Origin of the sequence: Nocardia sp. NPDC005978, assembly GCF_040614455.1 — a bacterium.
Taxonomy (GTDB): Bacteria; Actinomycetota; Actinomycetes; order Mycobacteriales; family Mycobacteriaceae; genus Nocardia.
In genome coordinates this window covers 1-18319 of the sequence record NZ_JBEXUS010000039.1, presented here as the reverse complement: position 1 = coordinate 18319, position 18319 = coordinate 1, and the positions used below count along the sequence as shown (strand labels likewise).

General features: G+C 68.4%; 17 protein-coding genes and 1 pseudogene. 6 read left to right on the top strand and 12 right to left on the bottom strand.

What is annotated here, in order from left to right; genetic code table 11:
• Window positions 1-7: 7 nt before the first annotated feature.
• Window positions 8-928, bottom strand: a pseudogene (gene coaE / locus ABZ319_RS19345) (dephospho-CoA kinase); the annotation flags it as partial.
• Window positions 929-1658: 730 nt separating this feature from the next.
• Complete coding sequence (rpsA, locus tag ABZ319_RS19340) at window positions 1659-3140, bottom strand: 30S ribosomal protein S1 (protein ID WP_354987800.1); 1482 nt, start codon at window positions 3138-3140, stop codon at window positions 1659-1661.
• Between the two features lie 306 nt (window positions 3141-3446).
• Here rpsA and ABZ319_RS19335 point away from each other — a divergent pair, with 306 nt between their 5' ends.
• Window positions 3447-4319, top strand: a complete 873-nt coding sequence (locus ABZ319_RS19335) for a class I SAM-dependent methyltransferase (protein WP_354987799.1) — start codon at window positions 3447-3449, stop codon at window positions 4317-4319.
• 19 nt (window positions 4320-4338) lie between these two features.
• Here the strand turns inward: ABZ319_RS19335 and ABZ319_RS19330 are convergent, their stop codons facing one another.
• The 4 genes from ABZ319_RS19330 to ABZ319_RS19315 form a co-directional block, all read right to left on the bottom strand.
• Window positions 4339-4926 (bottom strand): hypothetical protein, encoded by a 588-nt coding sequence (locus ABZ319_RS19330; protein WP_354987798.1) that lies wholly within the window; start codon window positions 4924-4926, stop codon window positions 4339-4341.
• A 280-nt stretch (window positions 4927-5206) separates the two neighbouring features.
• A complete protein-coding gene (locus ABZ319_RS19325; protein WP_354987797.1) occupies window positions 5207-5371 on the bottom strand; it encodes a hypothetical protein in 165 nt (54 codons plus the stop codon).
• Window positions 5371-6255, bottom strand: a complete 885-nt coding sequence (locus tag ABZ319_RS19320; protein WP_354987796.1) for an SPFH domain-containing protein — start codon at window positions 6253-6255, stop codon at window positions 5371-5373. Before ABZ319_RS19320 ends, ABZ319_RS19325 begins: the two co-directional genes overlap by 1 nt.
• Before the next feature lie 200 nt (window positions 6256-6455).
• A complete protein-coding gene (locus ABZ319_RS19315) occupies window positions 6456-7823 on the bottom strand; it encodes an FAD-binding oxidoreductase (protein WP_354987795.1) in 1368 nt (455 codons plus the stop codon).
• Between the two features lie 70 nt (window positions 7824-7893).
• On the opposite strand from ABZ319_RS19315, the gene ABZ319_RS19310 reads away from it, so the two are divergent.
• Window positions 7894-8823 carry a LysR family transcriptional regulator gene (locus ABZ319_RS19310; RefSeq protein ID WP_354987794.1) on the top strand — a complete coding sequence of 310 codons (930 nt, stop codon included), beginning with the start codon at window positions 7894-7896 and terminating at the stop codon, window positions 8821-8823.
• On the opposite strand, the gene ABZ319_RS19305 is transcribed toward ABZ319_RS19310, so the two are convergent.
• Complete coding sequence (locus tag ABZ319_RS19305) at window positions 8807-9286, bottom strand: DUF4383 domain-containing protein (RefSeq protein ID WP_354987793.1); 480 nt, start codon at window positions 9284-9286, stop codon at window positions 8807-8809. The genes ABZ319_RS19310 and ABZ319_RS19305 overlap by 17 nt on opposite strands.
• Window positions 9287-9443: 157 nt before the next feature.
• On the opposite strand from ABZ319_RS19305, the gene ABZ319_RS19300 reads away from it, so the two are divergent.
• From ABZ319_RS19300 to ABZ319_RS19290, 3 genes are all read left to right on the top strand, one after another.
• Complete coding sequence (locus ABZ319_RS19300; RefSeq protein WP_354987792.1) at window positions 9444-9875, top strand: helix-turn-helix domain-containing protein; 432 nt, start codon at window positions 9444-9446, stop codon at window positions 9873-9875.
• Window positions 9872-10753 carry an alpha/beta fold hydrolase gene (locus ABZ319_RS19295; RefSeq protein ID WP_354987791.1) on the top strand — a complete coding sequence of 294 codons (882 nt, stop codon included), beginning with the start codon at window positions 9872-9874 and terminating at the stop codon, window positions 10751-10753. The genes ABZ319_RS19300 and ABZ319_RS19295 overlap by 4 nt, the downstream gene beginning before the upstream one ends.
• A gap of 399 nt (window positions 10754-11152) precedes the next feature.
• Window positions 11153-12601: an aldehyde dehydrogenase family protein gene (locus tag ABZ319_RS19290; RefSeq protein ID WP_354987790.1), complete on the top strand. Its 1449-nt coding sequence runs from the start codon at window positions 11153-11155 to the stop codon at window positions 12599-12601.
• Between the two features lie 196 nt (window positions 12602-12797).
• Here ABZ319_RS19290 and ABZ319_RS19285 read toward each other — a convergent pair whose 3' ends face one another.
• The 4 genes from ABZ319_RS19285 to ABZ319_RS19270 form a co-directional block, all read right to left on the bottom strand.
• The gene (locus ABZ319_RS19285) at window positions 12798-13550 is read right to left on the bottom strand and encodes an amino acid ABC transporter ATP-binding protein (RefSeq protein WP_354987849.1); all 753 of its coding nucleotides are present in this window, start codon (window positions 13548-13550) and stop codon (window positions 12798-12800) included.
• A gap of 50 nt (window positions 13551-13600) precedes the next feature.
• Window positions 13601-14581, bottom strand: coding sequence for an amino acid ABC transporter permease (locus ABZ319_RS19280; RefSeq protein ID WP_354987789.1), 981 nt, complete (start codon window positions 14579-14581; stop codon window positions 13601-13603).
• Between the two features lie 9 nt (window positions 14582-14590).
• Complete coding sequence (locus ABZ319_RS19275) at window positions 14591-15487, bottom strand: ABC transporter substrate-binding protein (protein ID WP_354987848.1); 897 nt, start codon at window positions 15485-15487, stop codon at window positions 14591-14593.
• Window positions 15488-15648: 161 nt separating this feature from the next.
• Entirely contained in the window at window positions 15649-16737 is a 1089-nt protein-coding gene (locus ABZ319_RS19270; protein WP_354987788.1) for an isocitrate/isopropylmalate family dehydrogenase, read from the bottom strand.
• Between the two features lie 129 nt (window positions 16738-16866).
• On the opposite strand from ABZ319_RS19270, the gene trxA reads away from it, so the two are divergent.
• A complete protein-coding gene (gene trxA, locus ABZ319_RS19265) occupies window positions 16867-17235 on the top strand; it encodes a thioredoxin (RefSeq protein ID WP_354987787.1) in 369 nt (122 codons plus the stop codon).
• A 116-nt stretch (window positions 17236-17351) separates the two neighbouring features.
• Here trxA and ABZ319_RS19260 read toward each other — a convergent pair whose 3' ends face one another.
• Window positions 17352-17774 (bottom strand): 2-keto-3-deoxygluconate kinase, encoded by a 423-nt coding sequence (locus ABZ319_RS19260; protein ID WP_354987786.1) that lies wholly within the window; start codon window positions 17772-17774, stop codon window positions 17352-17354.
• Between the last annotated feature and the right edge of the window lie 545 nt (window positions 17775-18319).

Here is an 18319-nt window from a genome sequence, read left to right as displayed (position 1 = left end):
CGAGCACCACATTCACCGGGCGGCCCGGATCCGCGTTGACGTGCAGCAGCTCGTCCGCGCCGGCCGCGGCCGGAAAGCCCGCGTCCGCCAGCCGATCCCGCAGTCCGGCGGCGGTCGCCGCGTCCGCGACCGTGATCCGCAGATCCAGGATGTCCTCGGCGGGCTTGTCCGGCACCGCCGTCGAGCCGACGTGCTCGATGCGCTCGGCCGCGCCGCCGCACGCGACGTGCAGGCGTGCGATGAGGCGCTGCGCCTGGGCGGGCCACTCCGGATTCGCGGGCACCACGGGCGATTCGGCGGGCCGCGCGGCCGGGGTGCGGGTGCGCAGGTTGCGCTCGAAGGGAATCAGCCGCTCGTCCCAGAGCCGATGCACCTCGGCGCCGATGATCCCGTCCGCGCCGTTGTTGTCCAGCAGCACATCCGCCGCCGCCCGGCGCTGAGTGTCGGTGGCCTGCGCGGCGATTCGCGCCCGGGCGTCGGCCTCGTCGATGCCGCGGAACTCCACCAGGCGGCGCACCCGGGTCTCCTGCTCGGCGTCCACCACCAGCACCAGGTTCATGAACGGACCGAGGCCGTTCTCCACCAGCAGCGGAATGTCCTGCACCACAATGCCGTCCGCGGGCGCGGCGGCGATCAGCGCGGTGGTGCGCTGCCCGACCAGCGGATGGGTGATGCCGTTGAGGGTGGCGCGGGCCTCGTCACTGGCAAAAGCCTTGGCGGCCAGGGCGGGCCGGTTCAGGCTGCCGTCGGCGGCCAGGATCTCGTCCCCGAACGCGGCGACGAGAGCGGCCAGGCCCTCGGTGCCGGGGGCCACCACCTCGCGCGCGATGACATCACTATCCACGAGCACCGCACCGCGTTCGACGAGGATTCGGGCGACGGTGGATTTACCCGCTCCCATGCCTCCGGTGAGACCGATTCGCAACATCGGATCAGTCTCGCATCCGCTCGAATGCGCCGTTCCGGCACCCCTAACCAGCCGATAGAACGGAATACCCATTCACTCACCGAATTTCACAAGCAATCGTCCGAATTGCTCATTCCGTGATAGTCGCGAGACCAATTCGCAACTTTTCCGGCGAATTCGGATCCGAGGGCGACAACATTCCGACACGCCGACGCGAAACTCGCGCAAAATCCTGTGTCGGACACTTTTGTTCGGCTAAGGTTCGCCGCAGGCGATCGCAGGCCGGTTCACGCAAGAGAAGGAATATCATTGGGCACCAGAAACATCCAGGCGGGTCGCCACCGTCTGGGACTGCCGGGCATGATGCACTGCATCGAGATCCCCGCGGTCGCGGCAGCGCTTGTCCAGCACCGTCGCACGTGGCTCTCCACCCTGATAAATCCCGCCCGCCACAGTTTCGCGGCCATGCGAAAACGCTCCGCGGCGGCTGCGAGTCGATGGGTACCGGCGACAGCCGGCTGACGAAACACATCGCCGCCGTGGCCCAGCCCCTTTCGGACTGGGCCACCTTTGTGCGCGGAATCCACCACCGGTACAGCTGCCGCCTTTTATAGGCGGCAGCTCTAATTCGCGTACCTGTAATAAATGGCGGAATTCGTCCGCGCAATTCGATCCCGAATATGACGAAACCCCCGGATCCTGAGGGATCCGGGGGTTTCGGTGTAGCTTATCGCGCTACCGCGTCAGCGAATCAGGCGTTGCCCGACAGCTTCTCGCGGAGGGCGGCCAGCTGCGCATCGCTCGCCAGCGAGCCACCGGCGGACTCGCCGGAGGTCGAGGACGACGACGAGGAGGACGCGGCCTGCGAGCCACTCTCGGAGGAGTAGTTCGAGGAACCGCCGTTGGCGGCCTCGGCGGCAGCGTCAGCGGCCATCTTCTCCATCTGAGCGGTGTGCATCTTGTGGCGACGCTCGGCCTCGGCGTAACGGCCTTCCCACTCCTCGCGGACCTTGTCCGAGCCCTCGAGCCATTCGTTGGTCTCGGGATCGAAGCCCTCGGGGAAGATGTAGTTGCCCTGGTCGTCGTAGCTGTCGGCCATGCCGTACTTCGACGGGTCGAACTCGGCGTTGTAGTCCTCGTTCGCCTGCTTCAGCGACAGCGAGATCCGGCGACGCTCGAGGTCGATGTCGATGACCTTGACCATGGCGTCGTCGCCGACGGCGACAACCTGGTCCGGGACCTCGACGTGGCGCTCGGCCAGCTCGGAGATGTGCACCAGGCCCTCGATGCCCTCTTCGACGCGCACGAAGGCGCCGAAGGGAACGAGCTTGGTGACCTTGCCCGGGACGATCTGGCCGATCGCGTGGGTGCGGGCGAACTGACGCCACGGGTCTTCCTGGGTCGCCTTGAGCGACAGGGAGACGCGCTCGCGGTCGAGATCGACGTCGAGAACCTCGACGGTGACCTCGTTGCCGACCTCGACAACCTCGGACGGGTGATCGATGTGCTTCCAGGACAGCTCGGAGACGTGCACCAGGCCGTCGACGCCACCCAGGTCCACGAAGGCACCGAAGTTGACGATGGAGGACACGACGCCCTTGCGGACCTGGCCCTTCTGGAGCTGGTGCAGGAACTCGCTGCGGACCTCGGACTGGGTCTGCTCGAGCCAGGCGCGACGCGACAGGACCACGTTGTTGCGGTTCTTGTCGAGCTCGATGATCTTGGCCTCGATCTCCTTGCCGACGTACGGCTGGAGGTCGCGGACGCGGCGCATCTCGACGAGCGAGGCGGGGAGGAAGCCGCGGAGGCCGATGTCCAGGATCAGACCACCCTTGACGACCTCGATGACGGTGCCCTTGACGGCCTCGTCCTTCTCCTTGAGCTCCTCGATCGTGCCCCAGGCGCGCTCGTACTGAGCCCGCTTCTTCGACAGGATCAGGCGGCCTTCCTTGTCCTCCTTGGTGAGAACGAGGGCCTCGACCTCATCGCCCACGGAAACGACCTCGGAAGGATCGACATCGTGCTTGATGGAGAGTTCGCGGGAAGGGATGACGCCTTCGGTCTTGTAACCGATGTCGAGAAGAACCTCGTCACGGTCGACCTTGACGATGGTGCCTTCGACGATATCGCCGTCGTTGAAGTACTTGATCGTCTTGTCGATAGCGGCGAGGAAGTCCTCGGCAGAGCCAATGTCGTTGATGGCTACCTGCGGCGAGGTCACGGTGGTGGGCATGTGTTGGGAGGCTCCGGACGGATTGTGGTCGGTAGTGGACATGTGGGCTTTCGGTATTGCTGCGAACACACAGCGATGGAACTACGTTGGTCATGCGACAGCACATCGCTGTGGCGGAGCACAACGCTGCCAGAAGCATGCGGACTCACAGCACGAACGTCTGCTCTGCTCGATCGCCCCGTGAAGTTCCGGTCCGGATCCCCCTGGAGGAACGAGTACAGAAGACACTCGCGGAAAACAGCGTACGCGACTGTCGTTGTACCAAGCAAACACGGGTGCCGCAACGCGAGTCGATAGAGTGCGGCCATGGCCGAAGATCACCCCGATTCCCCCGATGATACCCGGCATGCCGAGGCGAACGCACTGCTCGGCACCGTGGGCGTGGCCCGCACCAAGGTCGATTCGGCCGTCAGCGAGCGCGCGAACCGGCGCTGGTGGGACGCGGACGCGGCCGCCTACCACGAGACGCACGCCGACTTCCTGGGCGTGGACTCCCCCGCCGGCGAATTCGTCTGGTGCCCCGAGGGTTTGCACGAGGGCGACTGGCGGCTGCTCGGCGACATCGTGGACAAGACGATCCTGGAGATCGGCTGCGGCTCGGCGCCGTGCTCGCGCTGGCTGGCCGCGCACGGCGCGCACCCGGTGGGCCTGGACATCTCGCGCAGCATGCTCGACCGCGGCGTCGCGGCCATGGCGGCCGGTGGGCCGCGCGTCCCGCTGGTGCAGGCGGGAGCGGAACAGCTGCCCTTCGCCGACGCCTCTTTCGATCTGGCGTGCTCGGCCTTCGGCGCGGTGCCGTTCGTGGCCGACTCCGCGCGGGTGATGCGCGAGGTGGCGCGGGTGCTGCGCCCCGGCGGCCGCTGGGTGTTCTCGGTGAATCACCCCATGCGCTGGATCTTTCCGGACGATCCGGGCGCCGAGGGCCTGCGCGCGACGATCCCGTATTTCGATCGCACCCCCTACGTGGAGCACGACGCCGACGGCGAGGCGACCTACGTCGAACACCATCGCACGGTGGGCGACAGAGTTCGCGAGATAGTTGCCGCGGGCCTGATCCTGGTCGACGTCATCGAACCCGACTGGCCGGAGTGGCTGGACCGCGAGTGGGGCCAGTGGAGCCCGCTGCGCGGCGAGATCTTCCCCGGCACAGCGATTTTCGTCACCGAGAAACCCGCCTGAGGATCGCGGCCGTCCGCGTTCAGCCGCGGAAGGGCGGCAGCGCGGCGAAGGCCGGGTCGAGGCGGATCGTCGGGACCGCCCGCGTCAGCCACGCCCGGACGCGGCTCAGCGGATGGTCCGGGAAGTCGGCGTCGAATTCGGCGGCGTCGGCGCGGTTGTACGGGAGGTCGCCGCGTACGTCGGGCGCGTAGGGGTGCGGCGGGTACATGGACTCGAATCCCAACCGGGCCATGGTCATCGCCTCCCGCATGCCGGTGATGCCGGTCTCCTCGCAGAAGAGCATGAGCACGGCGCTGCACCGGTCCTTGGGCACCACGATCGACGCGGCGAAGACCAGCCCGGACGGCTGGTCGCGCCGCCGCATCTTCTCGATGCGCAGCAGCGCGGGCTGCCCGTCCACCCCGATGACCCAGGCTTCGATGAGCCCGCCGGCGGGCGCGTGGATCGCGGTCAGCCGGGCGCGCAGGGTCTCGACGTCCTCCAGCGGCGCGGGCAGGTCGGGCGGCAGCTCGAAGTACTGCACCGCCGCCATGTCGCCGGTCCCGGGATCGACCCAGCTGGAAGCGTCCGCCTGCTGAAAACCGGCTGTATCGAACGAGATTGGCACCCGGTCACCCTAAACGGACGATGCCGGAAGTGTCGGATCGTCGTCCGGGTTCGCCGGGGGCGGGCGCTCGGTGACGCCGTCCGGGCGGGACGCGATGGGCGGTCCGGCCGGATGCGTCACGCGGCCGACGCTCTCACCCGACACGCCGGACACCCTCACGCGGCACGGCGAACGCACTCCCCGGCACGGCGAACGCACTCCCCGGCACGGCGAACGCACTCCCCGGCACGGCGAACGCCCGCGACGCGGGGTCGCGGGCGTTCGGCGGAAACCGGTGGAACTACGGGGATTTGGGGTCGCGGCCGGCTTGTTTGAGGGCCAGGCGCAGGGCGTACTCGATCTGGGCGTTGATGCTGCGCAGGTCGTCGGCGGCCCACTTGGCCACTGCTTCGTGAACGGCCGGGTCGAGCCGGAGCAGCACCTTTTTCGGCTCGCGCTTGACCATTACGAGTAGAGGGAGCCGGTGTTCACGACGGGCTGGGCGGGGCGATCGCCGCAGAGCACGACCAGCAGGTTGGAGACCATGGTGGCTTTGCGCTCCTCATCGAGTTCGACCATGCCCTGTGCCGCGAGACGCTCGAGGGCCATCCCGACCATACCGACAGCGCCCTCGACGATGCGGCTGCGGGCGGCCACGACCTGGGATGCCTGCTGGCGCACCAGCATCGCCTGTGCGATCTCCGGCGCGTAGGCCAGGTGCGTGATGCGGGCCTCGAGCACCTCGATGCCGGCCAGATCGGTGCGCTCGCGCAGCTCGGTGGTGAGCTCCTCGGCGATCTCGGCGCCGTCGCGCAGGCTGGTGCGGGCGTCGTCGTGCGCGTCGTAGGGGTGGATGGTGGCCAGGTGCCGGACCGCGGCCTCGGACTGGGTCTCCACGTACTGCTCGTAGTCGTCGACCGAGAAGGCGGCCTTGAAGCTGTCGACCACGCGGTAGACCACGACCGCGCCGATCTCGACCGGGTTGCCGTCCGCGTCGTTGACCTTCAGCTTCTGGGTCTCGAAGTTGCGCACGCGCAACGAGATTCGGCGCCGGTCGGTGAGCGGCACCACCCAGAAGAAGCCGGGTTCGCTGACCGAGCCGATGTAGCGGCCGAAGAACTGGATGACCCGCGCCTCGTTCGGGTTGACGACCAGCAGCCCGGTCAGGCCCAGCACCGCCACCGTCGCGATCACGAATCCGGCGACCGCCACCGCGACCCAGCCCGCGCCACCGCCGTCGCCCGCGGCGGCCAGCGCCGCGACCGCACCCACGATGGTCACCGTGATGACCGCCAGCAGCACCAACAGCAAGAGGAAACCGTTCCGCCGGAATGCCGGACGTAGCTCCATGAGTGCCCTCCAAATATCGAAGTGATATCACGACGATAGCGCGGATCGGCGGGGTTGCCAAGCGGGCTTCCGGCCCGCCGGGCCGAGATTCCATGCCTTGATGCGCATATTCCCATCGGCTGATGTGGACGTGCGGCAACCCATTACGGCCGGCCCGCGATACAGCCTCGGCGGCCACGGGGCACGCCCGAGACCTCGGATCAGCGGGGGCGGATGTTGCGATTGCCGCGAAAGAGGTTGCGGGGGTCGTGAACCGCTTTCGCCGCCGCGAGCGACGCGTACCGGGCGGGCTCGTAGCCCGAGCGGGTCTGCGCCTCGTCCGCGTTCGCACCGTCGCCGTAGAGGAAGTTGAGGTGGTGCCCGATCGTCCACGGGGACAACGCTTCCCGGATTCCGGCGAGTCGTTCGCGAGCCGCGGAGCCGTCGGCGTCGGGCATCGCGATCGCCCGGGCCACGTACTCGGCGGCGCGATGGTCCACCGCGATCCCCGCGGGTCCGGGGCGGCCCAGCGCGCCGCCGAGGTGCCGTAGCCCGGCCACGACCGGGGCGCCCGATCCGGGACCGGTGTGGTCCAGGAACGTGTCGGTGGCCTCGGCGGGCAGCTGCGACAGCAGGGCGTTGGTGGCGGCGTAGGGGTGCGGGAAGTCCGGGTCGCGGTAGATGGCGTGCGAGTCGGTGTACGGCATGACGCGCAGGTCGTCGGCCAGGCGCGCGCCGATCTCGCGCAGCGGGGCGACCAACCGCTCGCCCTGTTCGGGTCCGCCGTTGTACGCGATGTTGATCGTCGCGGTGTACCGGCCGCGGAGGTGTTCGGGTACCTGCGGGCTGTCCGGGATCGTGAGCATTGTGATGGCCGAGGTGAGCTGTTCGGGCAGGTCGGCGGTCCACAGCCGCCAGCCCTCGAGCGCGGGCCCCACCAGGCGAGCGTCGAATTGCAGTTGACCGCCGTAGACGGTGGTGATCGGCAGCAGTTCGATCTCGAGGGCGGTGACCACGCCGAAATTGCCGCCGGTGCCCAGCACCGCGCCGAAGAGTTCGTCGCCGGGCTCGAGCCGGCGCGGGCGGCCGTCCGCGGTGACGAGTTCGATCGCGCGCACATGGTCTGCGGCATAACCGAATTCGCGGGCGAGCAGCCCGATGCCGCCGCCGAGGGTGTAGCCGACCACGCCGACCGAGAGCGAGGAGCCATTGAGCGGCGCGAGCCCGTGCGCGGCGGCGGCCTCGATCAGCGCGCCGGCCCGGACCCCCGCGCCGACCCGGGCGACACGGGCGGCGGGATCGATCCGGACGGCGTCCATACGCCGGGTGGAGATCAGGATCCCACCGCTCAGGGCGACCGAGAGGCCGTGCCCGGTCGACTGGACCGCGATCGGCATATCGCGCAGCGCCGCGAACTCCACCGCCGCGCGCACGTCCTCGGCGTGCAACGCGCCGACGACCACCTCCGGCCGATGCGTGTACGCCGTTTGGAATCCGGCGATTTCGTTGTCGTAGCCCTCGTCACCGAGCCGGAAGACCGGCCCGGCCACGGCGGGCAGATCGGATGTCGAACGGGTTGTCTGAGCCATGGTCCCAGCCTGCCGAGCCGCGATTGATAACTCCAACAGATAGTTGTTCTGATAATTAGAATTATTGGTTATGGAACTGCGGCAGCTGCGCTACTTCGTCACGGTGGCCGAAGAGGCCAACTTCACCCGGGCCGCCGCCCGCCTGCACCTGAGCCAGCCCGGACTGAGCGCGCAGATCCGGCAGCTGGAACGCGAACTGGGACAGCAACTTCTGGACCGCTCGACCCGAACGGTCACCGTGACCCCGGTGGGCGCGGCGGTACTCCCGCACGCCCGGGCCGCGCTGGCCGCGGCCGAGCGGGTGAGCCACACCGTCGACGAGTTCACCGGATTGTTGCGGGGCCGCGTGCGGGTGGGGATGATCTCCGGCGCGGCCGACGGCGAGGTCGACATCGCGCGCGTGCTGTCGGAGTACCACCGCGATCATCCGCAGATCGCGATCACCCTGACCGAGGACACCTCCGAGGCCATGTACGAGGCGCTGCGACACGGCGCCCTCGATATCTGCCTGATCAGCCTCTCCGGTGCGGATTCCGATCCCGATATCGCGCTGGAGACGGTGTACGAGTCCCCGATCGTCGCGGCGGTCGCGGCGACCGCGACGGGCTTCGGCGATCGTATCGGACTGGCCGAACTGTGCACCCATCCGCTGGTCTGCCTCCCCGCGGGCGCCGGTATCCGAGGCGTGCTGGAAAAGAGCTGCGCCGCAGCGGGTCTGGTTCCGAACGTGGCGTTCGAGGCGGCCGCTCCCCCGCTGCTCATGCGGCTGGCGTCCTACGATCTCGGCGTCGCGATCGTGCCGCCGATTCCCCCGGACGCCGCCGCGGCGCTCGGGGTGCGCCTGCTCGACATCGATCCGCCGATGCGCGGCCGCCTGGCCCTGGCCTGGGGTACCGCGCAGCCGCTGAGCCCGGCCGCGAAGGTTCTGCTCGGACAGCTGCGCATCGCCATGTCGGTGTGGAAGGACCCCGCGGCCATGTTCGTCAGCGCGCCGGAGTGAAGACCGCGCGCAGACCGCCGTCCAGCACGGCCTGTACGGCGACCAGGGCGAGAAGCAGGACGCCGGTCACGATGTGCTGAACGGCGTCGGCGGTGTGGTTCGGGAAGCTGAAGACCAGCACCCGATGGGAGAACAGCGCCCAGACGCCGACCCCGAAACCGCCGCCGAGCGCGGCGATGACGCAGTACCAGGCGGACCAGTGCTTACGGGTGGCGGCCGCCAGCGCGGGCGTGAACAGCAGCAGACCGGCGACGGCATGCCAGCCGTTGTAGTCCATGCCGAGCACCGGCGTGGCGGGTGCGTGTTCCCCGAGAGCGAAGCTCGGTTCGGCGATCCAGCCCGCGATGGCCCACACGATGTGCACCAGCCCGACGACGGCGGTCGCCCATTGCAGAAAACTCCACCGGGACAGGGTGATTCGGAGTTGGTCGGAAGTGTGCGCATCCATCGCCAATGCCCCCATCGCATTCGACACAATATCTACTACATGTCGTAGTTGGATCTACTACACAGCGTAGCTGCCGAGCGGCACCACGCGGAAGGCTTCGGCCAGAAGCTTCCCTAAACTTCCCTAAACAACCCTATTGCGCATCTACATAGGGTTGTTTACAGTCGTTCCCATGAACGATCGTCTGTACTCGGTGGAAGAAGTCGCCGAACGACTCGGACTGCACGTGCGCACCGTGCGCGGCTATGTCCGCGACGGAAAGCTCACCGCCGTGCGGATCGGTAAGCAGTACCGCATCGCGCACGCGGATCTGGAGGCGTTCACCGGCCTGCCGGTGCCCGCCTCCCCGAGCGAGAGCGTCGCCCGGCGACGGCACGCCGAAGCCTCGACGATCGTCGAGGTCGATGCCGTGGACCCGGCCACCGTCGACCGGGTCGCGTCGCTGCTCACCGGCGCGACGGGCAATCGCCGGCTCGGCGACGATCCCCTGCGCTTCCAGACCTTTCACGATCCCGAACGCGCCCGGCTCAAGATCATCATCGTGGGCGGTCTCGCCGATACCGCGCGACTGCTCGAATACCTGGAAGGAGTGCTCGTCCCATGAGCACGCGAAGCACCACCGACACCGTCGCCCCCATCTACAAATCCGCCGCCGGGGCGGAAGCCATCGCCGAGCGCTACCGGGAAGTGCTGCGCGAGTGGCCGGTTCCCGCCGAACAGCTGCGGATACCCACCCGCGCCGGCGAGACGTTCGTACTGGCCTCCGGCCCGGTGGACGCACCGCCGCTGGTACTGCTGCACGGATCGGGGGCGAACTCCTCGATGTGGCGCGGCGACGTCGCCGCCTGGGCGCGCGAATTCCGCGTCTACTCGGTGGATCTGGTCGGCGAACCCGGCGCCAGCGCGCCCACCCGGCCGGCACTCGGCTCGCCCGACGTCGCGCTGTGGCTCGACGATGTACTTGCGGGACTTGGGATTTCGGACATGTCGATGGTCGGCATATCGCTCGGCGGCTGGACGGCCCTCGACTACGCCCTTCGCCGGCCCGGCCGGATCACGCGGCTGGCCCTGCTGTGCCCCGGCGGGATCGGCAGGCAGCGCTTCGGCTGGATCGCCAAAACCGTTGTGGCCAAGCTCTTCGGCCGCCATGATGTGCGCTCCTCGGCCGCCCTGGTGACCGGCCTCACCGGCCCCGAACTCGAGCCGGTGCTGGACGACGTGACCCTGACCTTCACCCACTTCAACCCGCGCACCGAACGCCTGCCCGGCTTCACCGATGCCCAGTTGCGTTCGCTCACCATGCCGGTGCTGGCCATCGTGGGCGCGGACGACGTCATGTTCGACTCCGCCACGACCGCGCGCCGCGTGCGCTCGGAGGTCCCGAACGCGACCGTCGAGGTTCTGCCCGGCGTCGGCCACGCCGTCCTCGGCCAGACCGACCGCATCCTGGGGTTCCTGCACGCGGACGCTCCACCCGCCTGAATCCGCGCGGATCGCGGCGTCCCAGAGGTAGGCGGGGTCGGCCGCCGGGCCGGTCCGACACTGCGGCGGCCGACCGATCATGCGGACCGGGGGCGCTCCCCCGCCACCCCCGCAGCCCCACCCGCGACTTACAGATTCACCCTCTCATGCAACGAGAGTCTTATTTCGCTTTCGAGAGAGTGTTATTCTCCTATCGCTCCCGGCCGCGCGGAGATGCCATCCTCCCGCGACCGCGGTTACGGCAACGGTCCGCCTGTGACGCTCGACGCGGCGCGCGCGGGAGCACTCGAGCGCTCGAACGCGCCGCCGCGCACACGACGTGCGCAGGGCACAGAGTTCTCGACAACCGAAGGCACCGCGCTTCTCCGGACCGGAGGGGCTCGGCGAAAGGATGAGACAGTGAGTAGCACCATCGACGTCGAACCTGTGGTCGAAAGCCCCAGCTCGGGCATCATTCCGGTCTTCGACCCCTCCACCGAGGAGCAGATCGCGCAGGTCGTCGATTCCGATCGGAAGGCCGTCGACGAGGCCGTGGCGCGGGCCCGGGAGACGTTCGAGTCCGGTATCTGGCGCAAGCTGCCCGCCGCGCACCGCGCCGATGTGCTGTTCCGAGCCGCCGCCCTCGTGCGCGAGCGCACCGACGAGCTCGCCGCGATCGAGGCCCGCGACAACGGCATGAACGCGATGGCCGCGAAGCAGATCATCAAGGTCGCCTACGACATGCTGGTCTACTACGCCGGCTGGGTCGGCAAGATCCACGGCGAATCGAGCAACCTGGTCTCCGACGGCCTGCTGGGCGAGTTCGAGACCTTTCACACCTTCACCCAGCTCGAGCCGGTCGGCGTCGTCGGGCTCATCGTGCCGTGGAACGGGCCGTTCTTCGTTGCCATGCTCAAGGTCGCGCCCGCCCTGGCGGCGGGGTGCAGCGCGGTCCTCAAGCCCGCCGAGGAGACCCCGCTCAGTGCGCTCGAGCTCGAGAAGATCTTCCGCGACGCGGGCCTGCCCGAGGGCGTGCTCAATGTCGTCACCGGCTACGGCGAGACCACCGGCGCCGCGCTCACCGCGCACCCGGGCGTGGACAAGATCTCGTTCACCGGTTCGACCGAGGTCGGCCGACTGATCGTCAAGGCCGCCGCGGGCAACCTCAAGCGCCTCACCCTCGAACTGGGCGGCAAATCGCCGCTGATCATGTTCGACGACGCCAACCTGGACAAGGCGATCATGGGCGCCGGAATCGGCCTGCTCGCCGGCTCGGGGCAGAACTGCTCGTGCACCTCCCGCATCTACGTGCAGCGCGGCATCTACGACCGGGTCGTGGACGGGCTCGCCGCCTTCGCCAAGATGCTGCCGATGGGCGGCAGCGACGATCCGACCTCGGTCCTGGGCCCGCTGATCAGCGAGAAGCAGCGACAGCGGGTGACCGGCATCGTGGACGAGGGCGTGGCCGCAGGCGCGCAGGTGATCACCGGCGGTAAGCACCTGGATCGGCGCGGCTACTTCTACGAGGCCACGATCATCACCAACACCACCCCCGACATGCGGCTCATCCGCGAAGAGATCTTCGGTCCGGTCGGCTCGGTAATCCCGTTCGACGACGAGGACGAGGTGATCGCCGCCGCCAACGACACCGAGTACGGTCTAGCCGGCTCGATCTGGACCGAGAACCTGGGCCGCGCGCACCGCGTCGTCAACGAGCTGCGCGCCGGGCAGATCTGGGTGAACACCGCGCTGGCAGCCGACCCGTCGATGCCGATCTGCGGGCAGAAGCAGTCCGGCTGGGGCGGCGAACGCGGCCGCAAGGGCATCGAGGCCTACTTCAACACCAAGGCCGTCTACATCGGAATCTGAGCCAATCTCGCCCAGGTGCGGGCCGGAAACCGAACATCGATCGGCCCGCACCTGCTCGGCGAATTCGGTCGTCGATGCGTTCGGCCACCCGCTGCGGCGCGCTGCGTGTCGCGAGCCAGCGCAGCAGCGGCGCGACCGGATCGGCCCGGTGGCGACCCACTATCGAAGGGCCGCACCGTGTCTCGCGACCGAGCGGTCAGAGAATGCGGGACAGGAACGCCTTGGTGCGCTCGTGCCGGGGATTGGCCAGCAGCTCGCGCGGATCCCCGGCCTCCACGACCACCCCGCCGTCCATGAACGCCAGCTGGTCGGCGACCTCGCGGGCGAAGCCCATCTCGTGCGTCACCACCACCATGGTCATGCCCGAGGCGGCGAGTTCGCGCATGACGCCGAGCACCTCGCCGACGAGTTCCGGGTCCAGCGCCGAGGTGGGCTCGTCGAACAGCATCAGTTTGGGATCCATGGCCAGCGCCCGGGCGATCGCCACCCGCTGCTGCTGCCCGCCCGACAGCTGCGCCGGATACGAATCGGCCTTGTCCGCCAGGCCGACTCGGGCCAGCAGCTCCCGCGCGCGCTTGATCGCGTCGGCCTTGCGCACCTTCTTGACCCGGGTCGGGGCCTCGATGATGTTCTCGAGGACGGTCCGGTGCGGGAACAGGTTGAAGTGCTGGAACACCATGCCGATGTCGCGGCGCTGGCGGGCGGCCTCGCGCGGGTGCAGCTCGTAGAGCTTGTCGCCCTTCTCGCGGTAACCCACGAGTTCGCCGTCCACGTACAGCCTTCCGGCGTTCACCTGCTCCAGGTGATTGATGCAGCGCAGGAACGTGGACTTGCCCGAGCCGGACGGGCCGATGAGGCACAGCACCTCACCGCGTTTCACCTCGAGCGAGATGCCCTTGAGCACCTGCAGCGTGCCGAAGCTCTTGCACACCCGGTCCGCGCGCACCATCGGCGTGGCCGCGGCGACCGGATCCTTGTCGAGACTCTTCTTCTCGAGGCTCACTGACCCTCCACCCCCGAACGCTGCATGGAAGCCAAGGCCCGCAACTGTTTCGCGGTCATCTTGCGCGAGGATCCGCGAGAGTAGTACCGCTCCAGGTAGAACTGGCCGACCATGAGCACGCTGGTGATGGCCAGGTACCAGGTGGCCGCGACCAGCAGCAGCGGGATCGGCTGGAAATTGATGCCGTAGATATCGCGCGCCCGCCCGTACAGGTCGGTGGTGAGCGGTATGGCGGTGACCAGCGACGTGGTCTTGAGCATGGAGATCAGCTCGTTGCCGGTCGGCGGGATGATCACGCGCATGGCCTGCGGCAACACCGTGCGGGTCATGGTCTGCGACCACGACATGCCCAGCGCGGTCGAGGCCTCGCGCTGCCCGTCACCCACCGAACCGATTCCGGCGCGGACGATTTCGGCCATGTAGGCGGCCTCGTTCAGACCCAGGCCGATGACCGCGAACACGAACGGCGCCGAGAAGTCCTGCACGTTCCAGTTCGCCAGCGTCGGCCCGAACGGCACGCCGAGGGTGATGGTCTTGTACAGCGACGGGAACAGGCCCCAGAACACCAGCTGCACGTACACGGGCGTGCCGCGGAAGATCCACAGGTACACCCACGCCACCGAGCGCAGCACCGGATTGGGCGACAGCCGCATGACCGCCAGCAGTACGCCGAGCACCACGCCGATCGCCATGGCCAGCACGGTGAGTTCGAGGGTGACCAGCGCACCGGAGGCGATCTTGCTGTCCCGCAGGTACAGCCGGTACGTATCCCAGTGGTAGGCGGGATTGGTCGCGGCCCCGTACAGGAACAGACCCAGCAGAATCAGGATTATCGCGGCCGCGAGCCACCGGCCCGGCCGTCGCAGCGGAATCGCTTTGATCGGCGCGGGCTCGGTGGCGGTCACGGCGGTCGCAGCCGAGGCTGCGGAATCAGGCTCCGGAGCCGAAGCGGCGGAGTCCTTCTCGTCCTGCGACATGGTCGGCGATCAGCCCTGTGCGCCGTTGATGACCGACTTGGTGATCGCGCCCTCCTGGACGCCCCAGTTCTCGGTGATCTTGCGGTACTGGCCGTTGTCCATCAGGTACTGCACGGCTTCCCGCAGCACGGGGGCCAGCGCGGAACCCTTCTTCACGGGCCAGCCGTAGGGCGCGGCGTCGAAGAGCTGGCCGGCGGCCTCGATGGTGCTCTGGTTCTGCTTGATGGCGTAGGCGGTCACCGGGGAATCGGCGGACATGGCGTCGACCTGTCCGTTCACCAGCGCGGTGGCAGCGGCGCTCTGCTCGTCGTAGGCGACCTTGGTGATCTCCGGCTTGCCGGCGGCGACGCAGGCCGCGCTCTTGGCCGGGATCTCGTCGGTGTCCTGAACGGTGGTGCGCTGCACCGCGACCCGCTTGCCGCAGGCGTTGTTCGGGTCGACCGTCTTGCCCTTCTGCTGGGCCCACTGGCTGCCCGCGTTGAAGTAGGTGACGAAATCGGCGGTCTTCTCGCGCTCGGCGTTGTCGGTCATCGAGGACATGCCGAGGTTGTAGGTCCCGGCCTCGATGGCCGGGATGATCTTCTCGAAGTCGGATTCCTTGTAGTCCGCGCTCAGGCCCAGGACCTTGGCGACCGCGTCCATGAGGTCGACGTCGAAGCCGACGATCTTGCCCGAGTTCGGGTCCTTGTACTCGTTGGGCGCGTAGGGGATGTTCACGCCCACGGTGAGCTTGCCCGAACTCGCCACGTCGGCGGGAACCTTGGCGGCGATGGCGTCGACCTTCGCTACCTCGACCTTGTCCACCTTCGGGGAATCGGTCTCGGTAGTGCTGGTACAGGCGCTCAGCACGAGAGCGCCACCCGCTAGGACGCAGGCGGCCCGCAGGGCACGCCCGCGGAAATCGATACGAGACACAGCAGTCCTCCACAGTTCGGTCACGCGACAACCGGACGTCGCCCGCCGTTTGAAATGTAGGCGAGTCGTACATTTCGTGCGGGCCGGTAACCGAACATTAATCGGCGACACGCCGACAGGTGCTCGTTACACGACCGGTTCCGGCAGTGCGCTCACCAGCGATGCAGCCGGGCCCGCACCTGCTCGGTGAATTCGGTCGTTGATGCTAACCCACCCAAATCGGATGTTGCCACACCAGCCCGCAACGTCTCGGCTACCGCATGTTCGATCCGTTCGGCCACGCGGTGCAGCGCACTGTGCGAAGTGCGTGTCGCGAGCCAGCGCAGCAGCAACGCCGCCGAGAGCTGCAGCGCCACGGGATTGGCGCGGTTGCGACCGGCGATGGCCGGGGCCGCGCCGTGCACCGCCTGGGCCATGGCCTGGTGGTCGGAGCAGTTCAGCGAGGGCGCCATGCCGAGCGAACCGCTCAGTTCCCCGGCCAGATCGGACAGGATGTCGCCGAACATGTTCTCGGTGACGATGACGTCGTAGTCCTGCGGCGCGCGCACCAGATGCGCGGCCGCGGCGTCCACGTGCTCGTCGGTCACCTCGATATCGGGGAACTCCGCCGCCGCGATCTCGTAGCACACGTCCCGGAACAACCCCATGGACATGGGCAGCACATTGGCCTTGTGCACGATGGTGACCCGCTTGCCCCGGGAGCTCGCGTTCTCGAACGCGGCGCGCGCGATGCGCTCGATCGCCGCGCGGGTGAACAGCCCCACCGCCATGGCCACGTCCGGGGTCGGCTTGAACTCGCCCGAACCGGCGAACATGTTGCGGTCGGCGTAGAGCCCCTCGCTGTTCTCGCGCACGATCAGCAGATCCATCTGCGGAACCGTGGACCGCACGCCCTCGACGGTGCGCGAGGGCCGCAGGTTGCCGTACAGGCCGAAGCGTTTGCGCACCGCGCCCGCCGGCGGCAGCCCCGTGCGGTAATCGGCTGCGTAGGAAGCGTTGTCGTGCGGGCCCATGATCCAGCCGGTCAGACCCTCGAGGGCGGCGAGCGTCGGCTCGGGCACCGGGTCGCCGTACTCCTCGATCGCGGCGTGCCCGATCAGCAGCGGCACCCAGTCGATGGGCGGCAGTCCCACCACCGCCACCGCGTCATCCACCACGTTCCGGGTGGCGCGCACCACCTCCGGGCCGATGCCGTCACCTTCGATCAACCCCAGCCGGAGCCGAGTCTCGCTGTCGCTCATAGCAGTCATCCTCGCGCAAACCGGGCGGCGGCCCGGAGGCGGCACGCGGTTGGCGGTTACCGTTATGGGTACAGGGAAGAGAACCGCACGGCCCGGTGTTGGACCGGGAAATCGACACGAGAGGACGCCATGGCCACCCAGACCCTGACCGAACAGAACTTCGACGAGACCGTCACCGGCAGCGACATCGTGCTCGTGGACTTCTGGGCCTCGTGGTGCGGCCCGTGCCGCGCCTTCGCCCCCACCTACGAGAAGTCCTCCGAGAAGCATCCCGACGTGGTTTTCGGCAAGGTCGACACCGAGGCCGAGCAGGGTCTCGCGGCGGCGGCGAACATTCGCTCGATCCCGACCATCATGGCCTTCCGCGAGGGCGTGCTGGTGTTCGCGCAGCCGGGCGCGCTGCCCGCCGAGGCCCTCGAGGACCTCATCGGCCAGGTGCAGGCGCTGGACATGGACGAGGTCCGCAAGCAGCTCGCCGAGCAGCAGGCCGCCAAGTAAGGTCCGCAGCGCGCTCGATCGCGTCAACTCGAAAAGACTGCGCCGCAACCGATTCCGGTTGCGGCGCAGTCTTTTACGTTGCGGCGGAGGTGGCCCGCGGTGGCGGGCCCGTCCGGTCAGCGCAGCGAGTTGATGCCCGCGATCATGGCGCGGACGGTCGATTCGGCGCTCTCGTCGGCCAGGGCGGCGCCCCAGCCGCGGCGGCCGTTGAACTCGCATTCGACGAAGGTGGCGGTGCCGCGGTCGATGCGGCGCTGGTGGAACTGCAGGATCTCGACCGGATAGCCCTCGTCGTACAGGGCCGAGGTCAGGGCGGCGACCGGGCTGCCGGTGGAGGTCACCGTGCGCAGACGGCCTTCGAATTCGAGGGTCGCGGAGAAGTCCGCGGCCCGGCGGTAGGTCCATTCGCCGAGCTTGATCGCGCCCGCGTCGCGGCAGTAGCGATCGGTGAGTTCGGCGAGGGTCAGGCCGGTGCTCTCGGCCCGCAGGCTCGCGGGGGCAGCGGCATGGAACGTGGGGGTGTCAAATGTGATTGTCATTGGACTAGGTCTTCCCGACTTCTTCTCAGAAATTGGCAGAGGGGACCAGCACAGAAAAGTTCAATCGGCCCGCAGCGAGGGACCGGTCCGAATCAGACCCCGCTACGGCGGAGAACTACGAGTACGCGCGCCACAGCCACCATCGCGGTGAGCGGAACAAGCGCGGCGCGGTCGCGGTCGGCGACATTGCACGCTGCGCTGCGGCTGTGGGCGGGATTCGGCACGGCACCGAGCATAGGGGCAGATCAACGCAATGGCAACCATATTCGCATTCGACCCACGGGTAACTTCGTCGCAGGTCATCGACCCTGTGGTGCACGCCATATCGCCGGCCCTCCCGATGCTCGGCTATCAGCGTTCCGGCCGCCGGCAACCACCGCTGCGACAGCGAGCAAACCCCGCCGGACGATCGTTCGAACCCTCCGTGAACACGCCGCCCGCGGCGGGGTCGTCCGGCGCGGCCGGGGGCGCCGCCCGCGACCGGCGCGGGACACGAGTCGACCGTCACGGGACACGCGTCGGGGCCGGGGCCCGGGGGCCCGGGC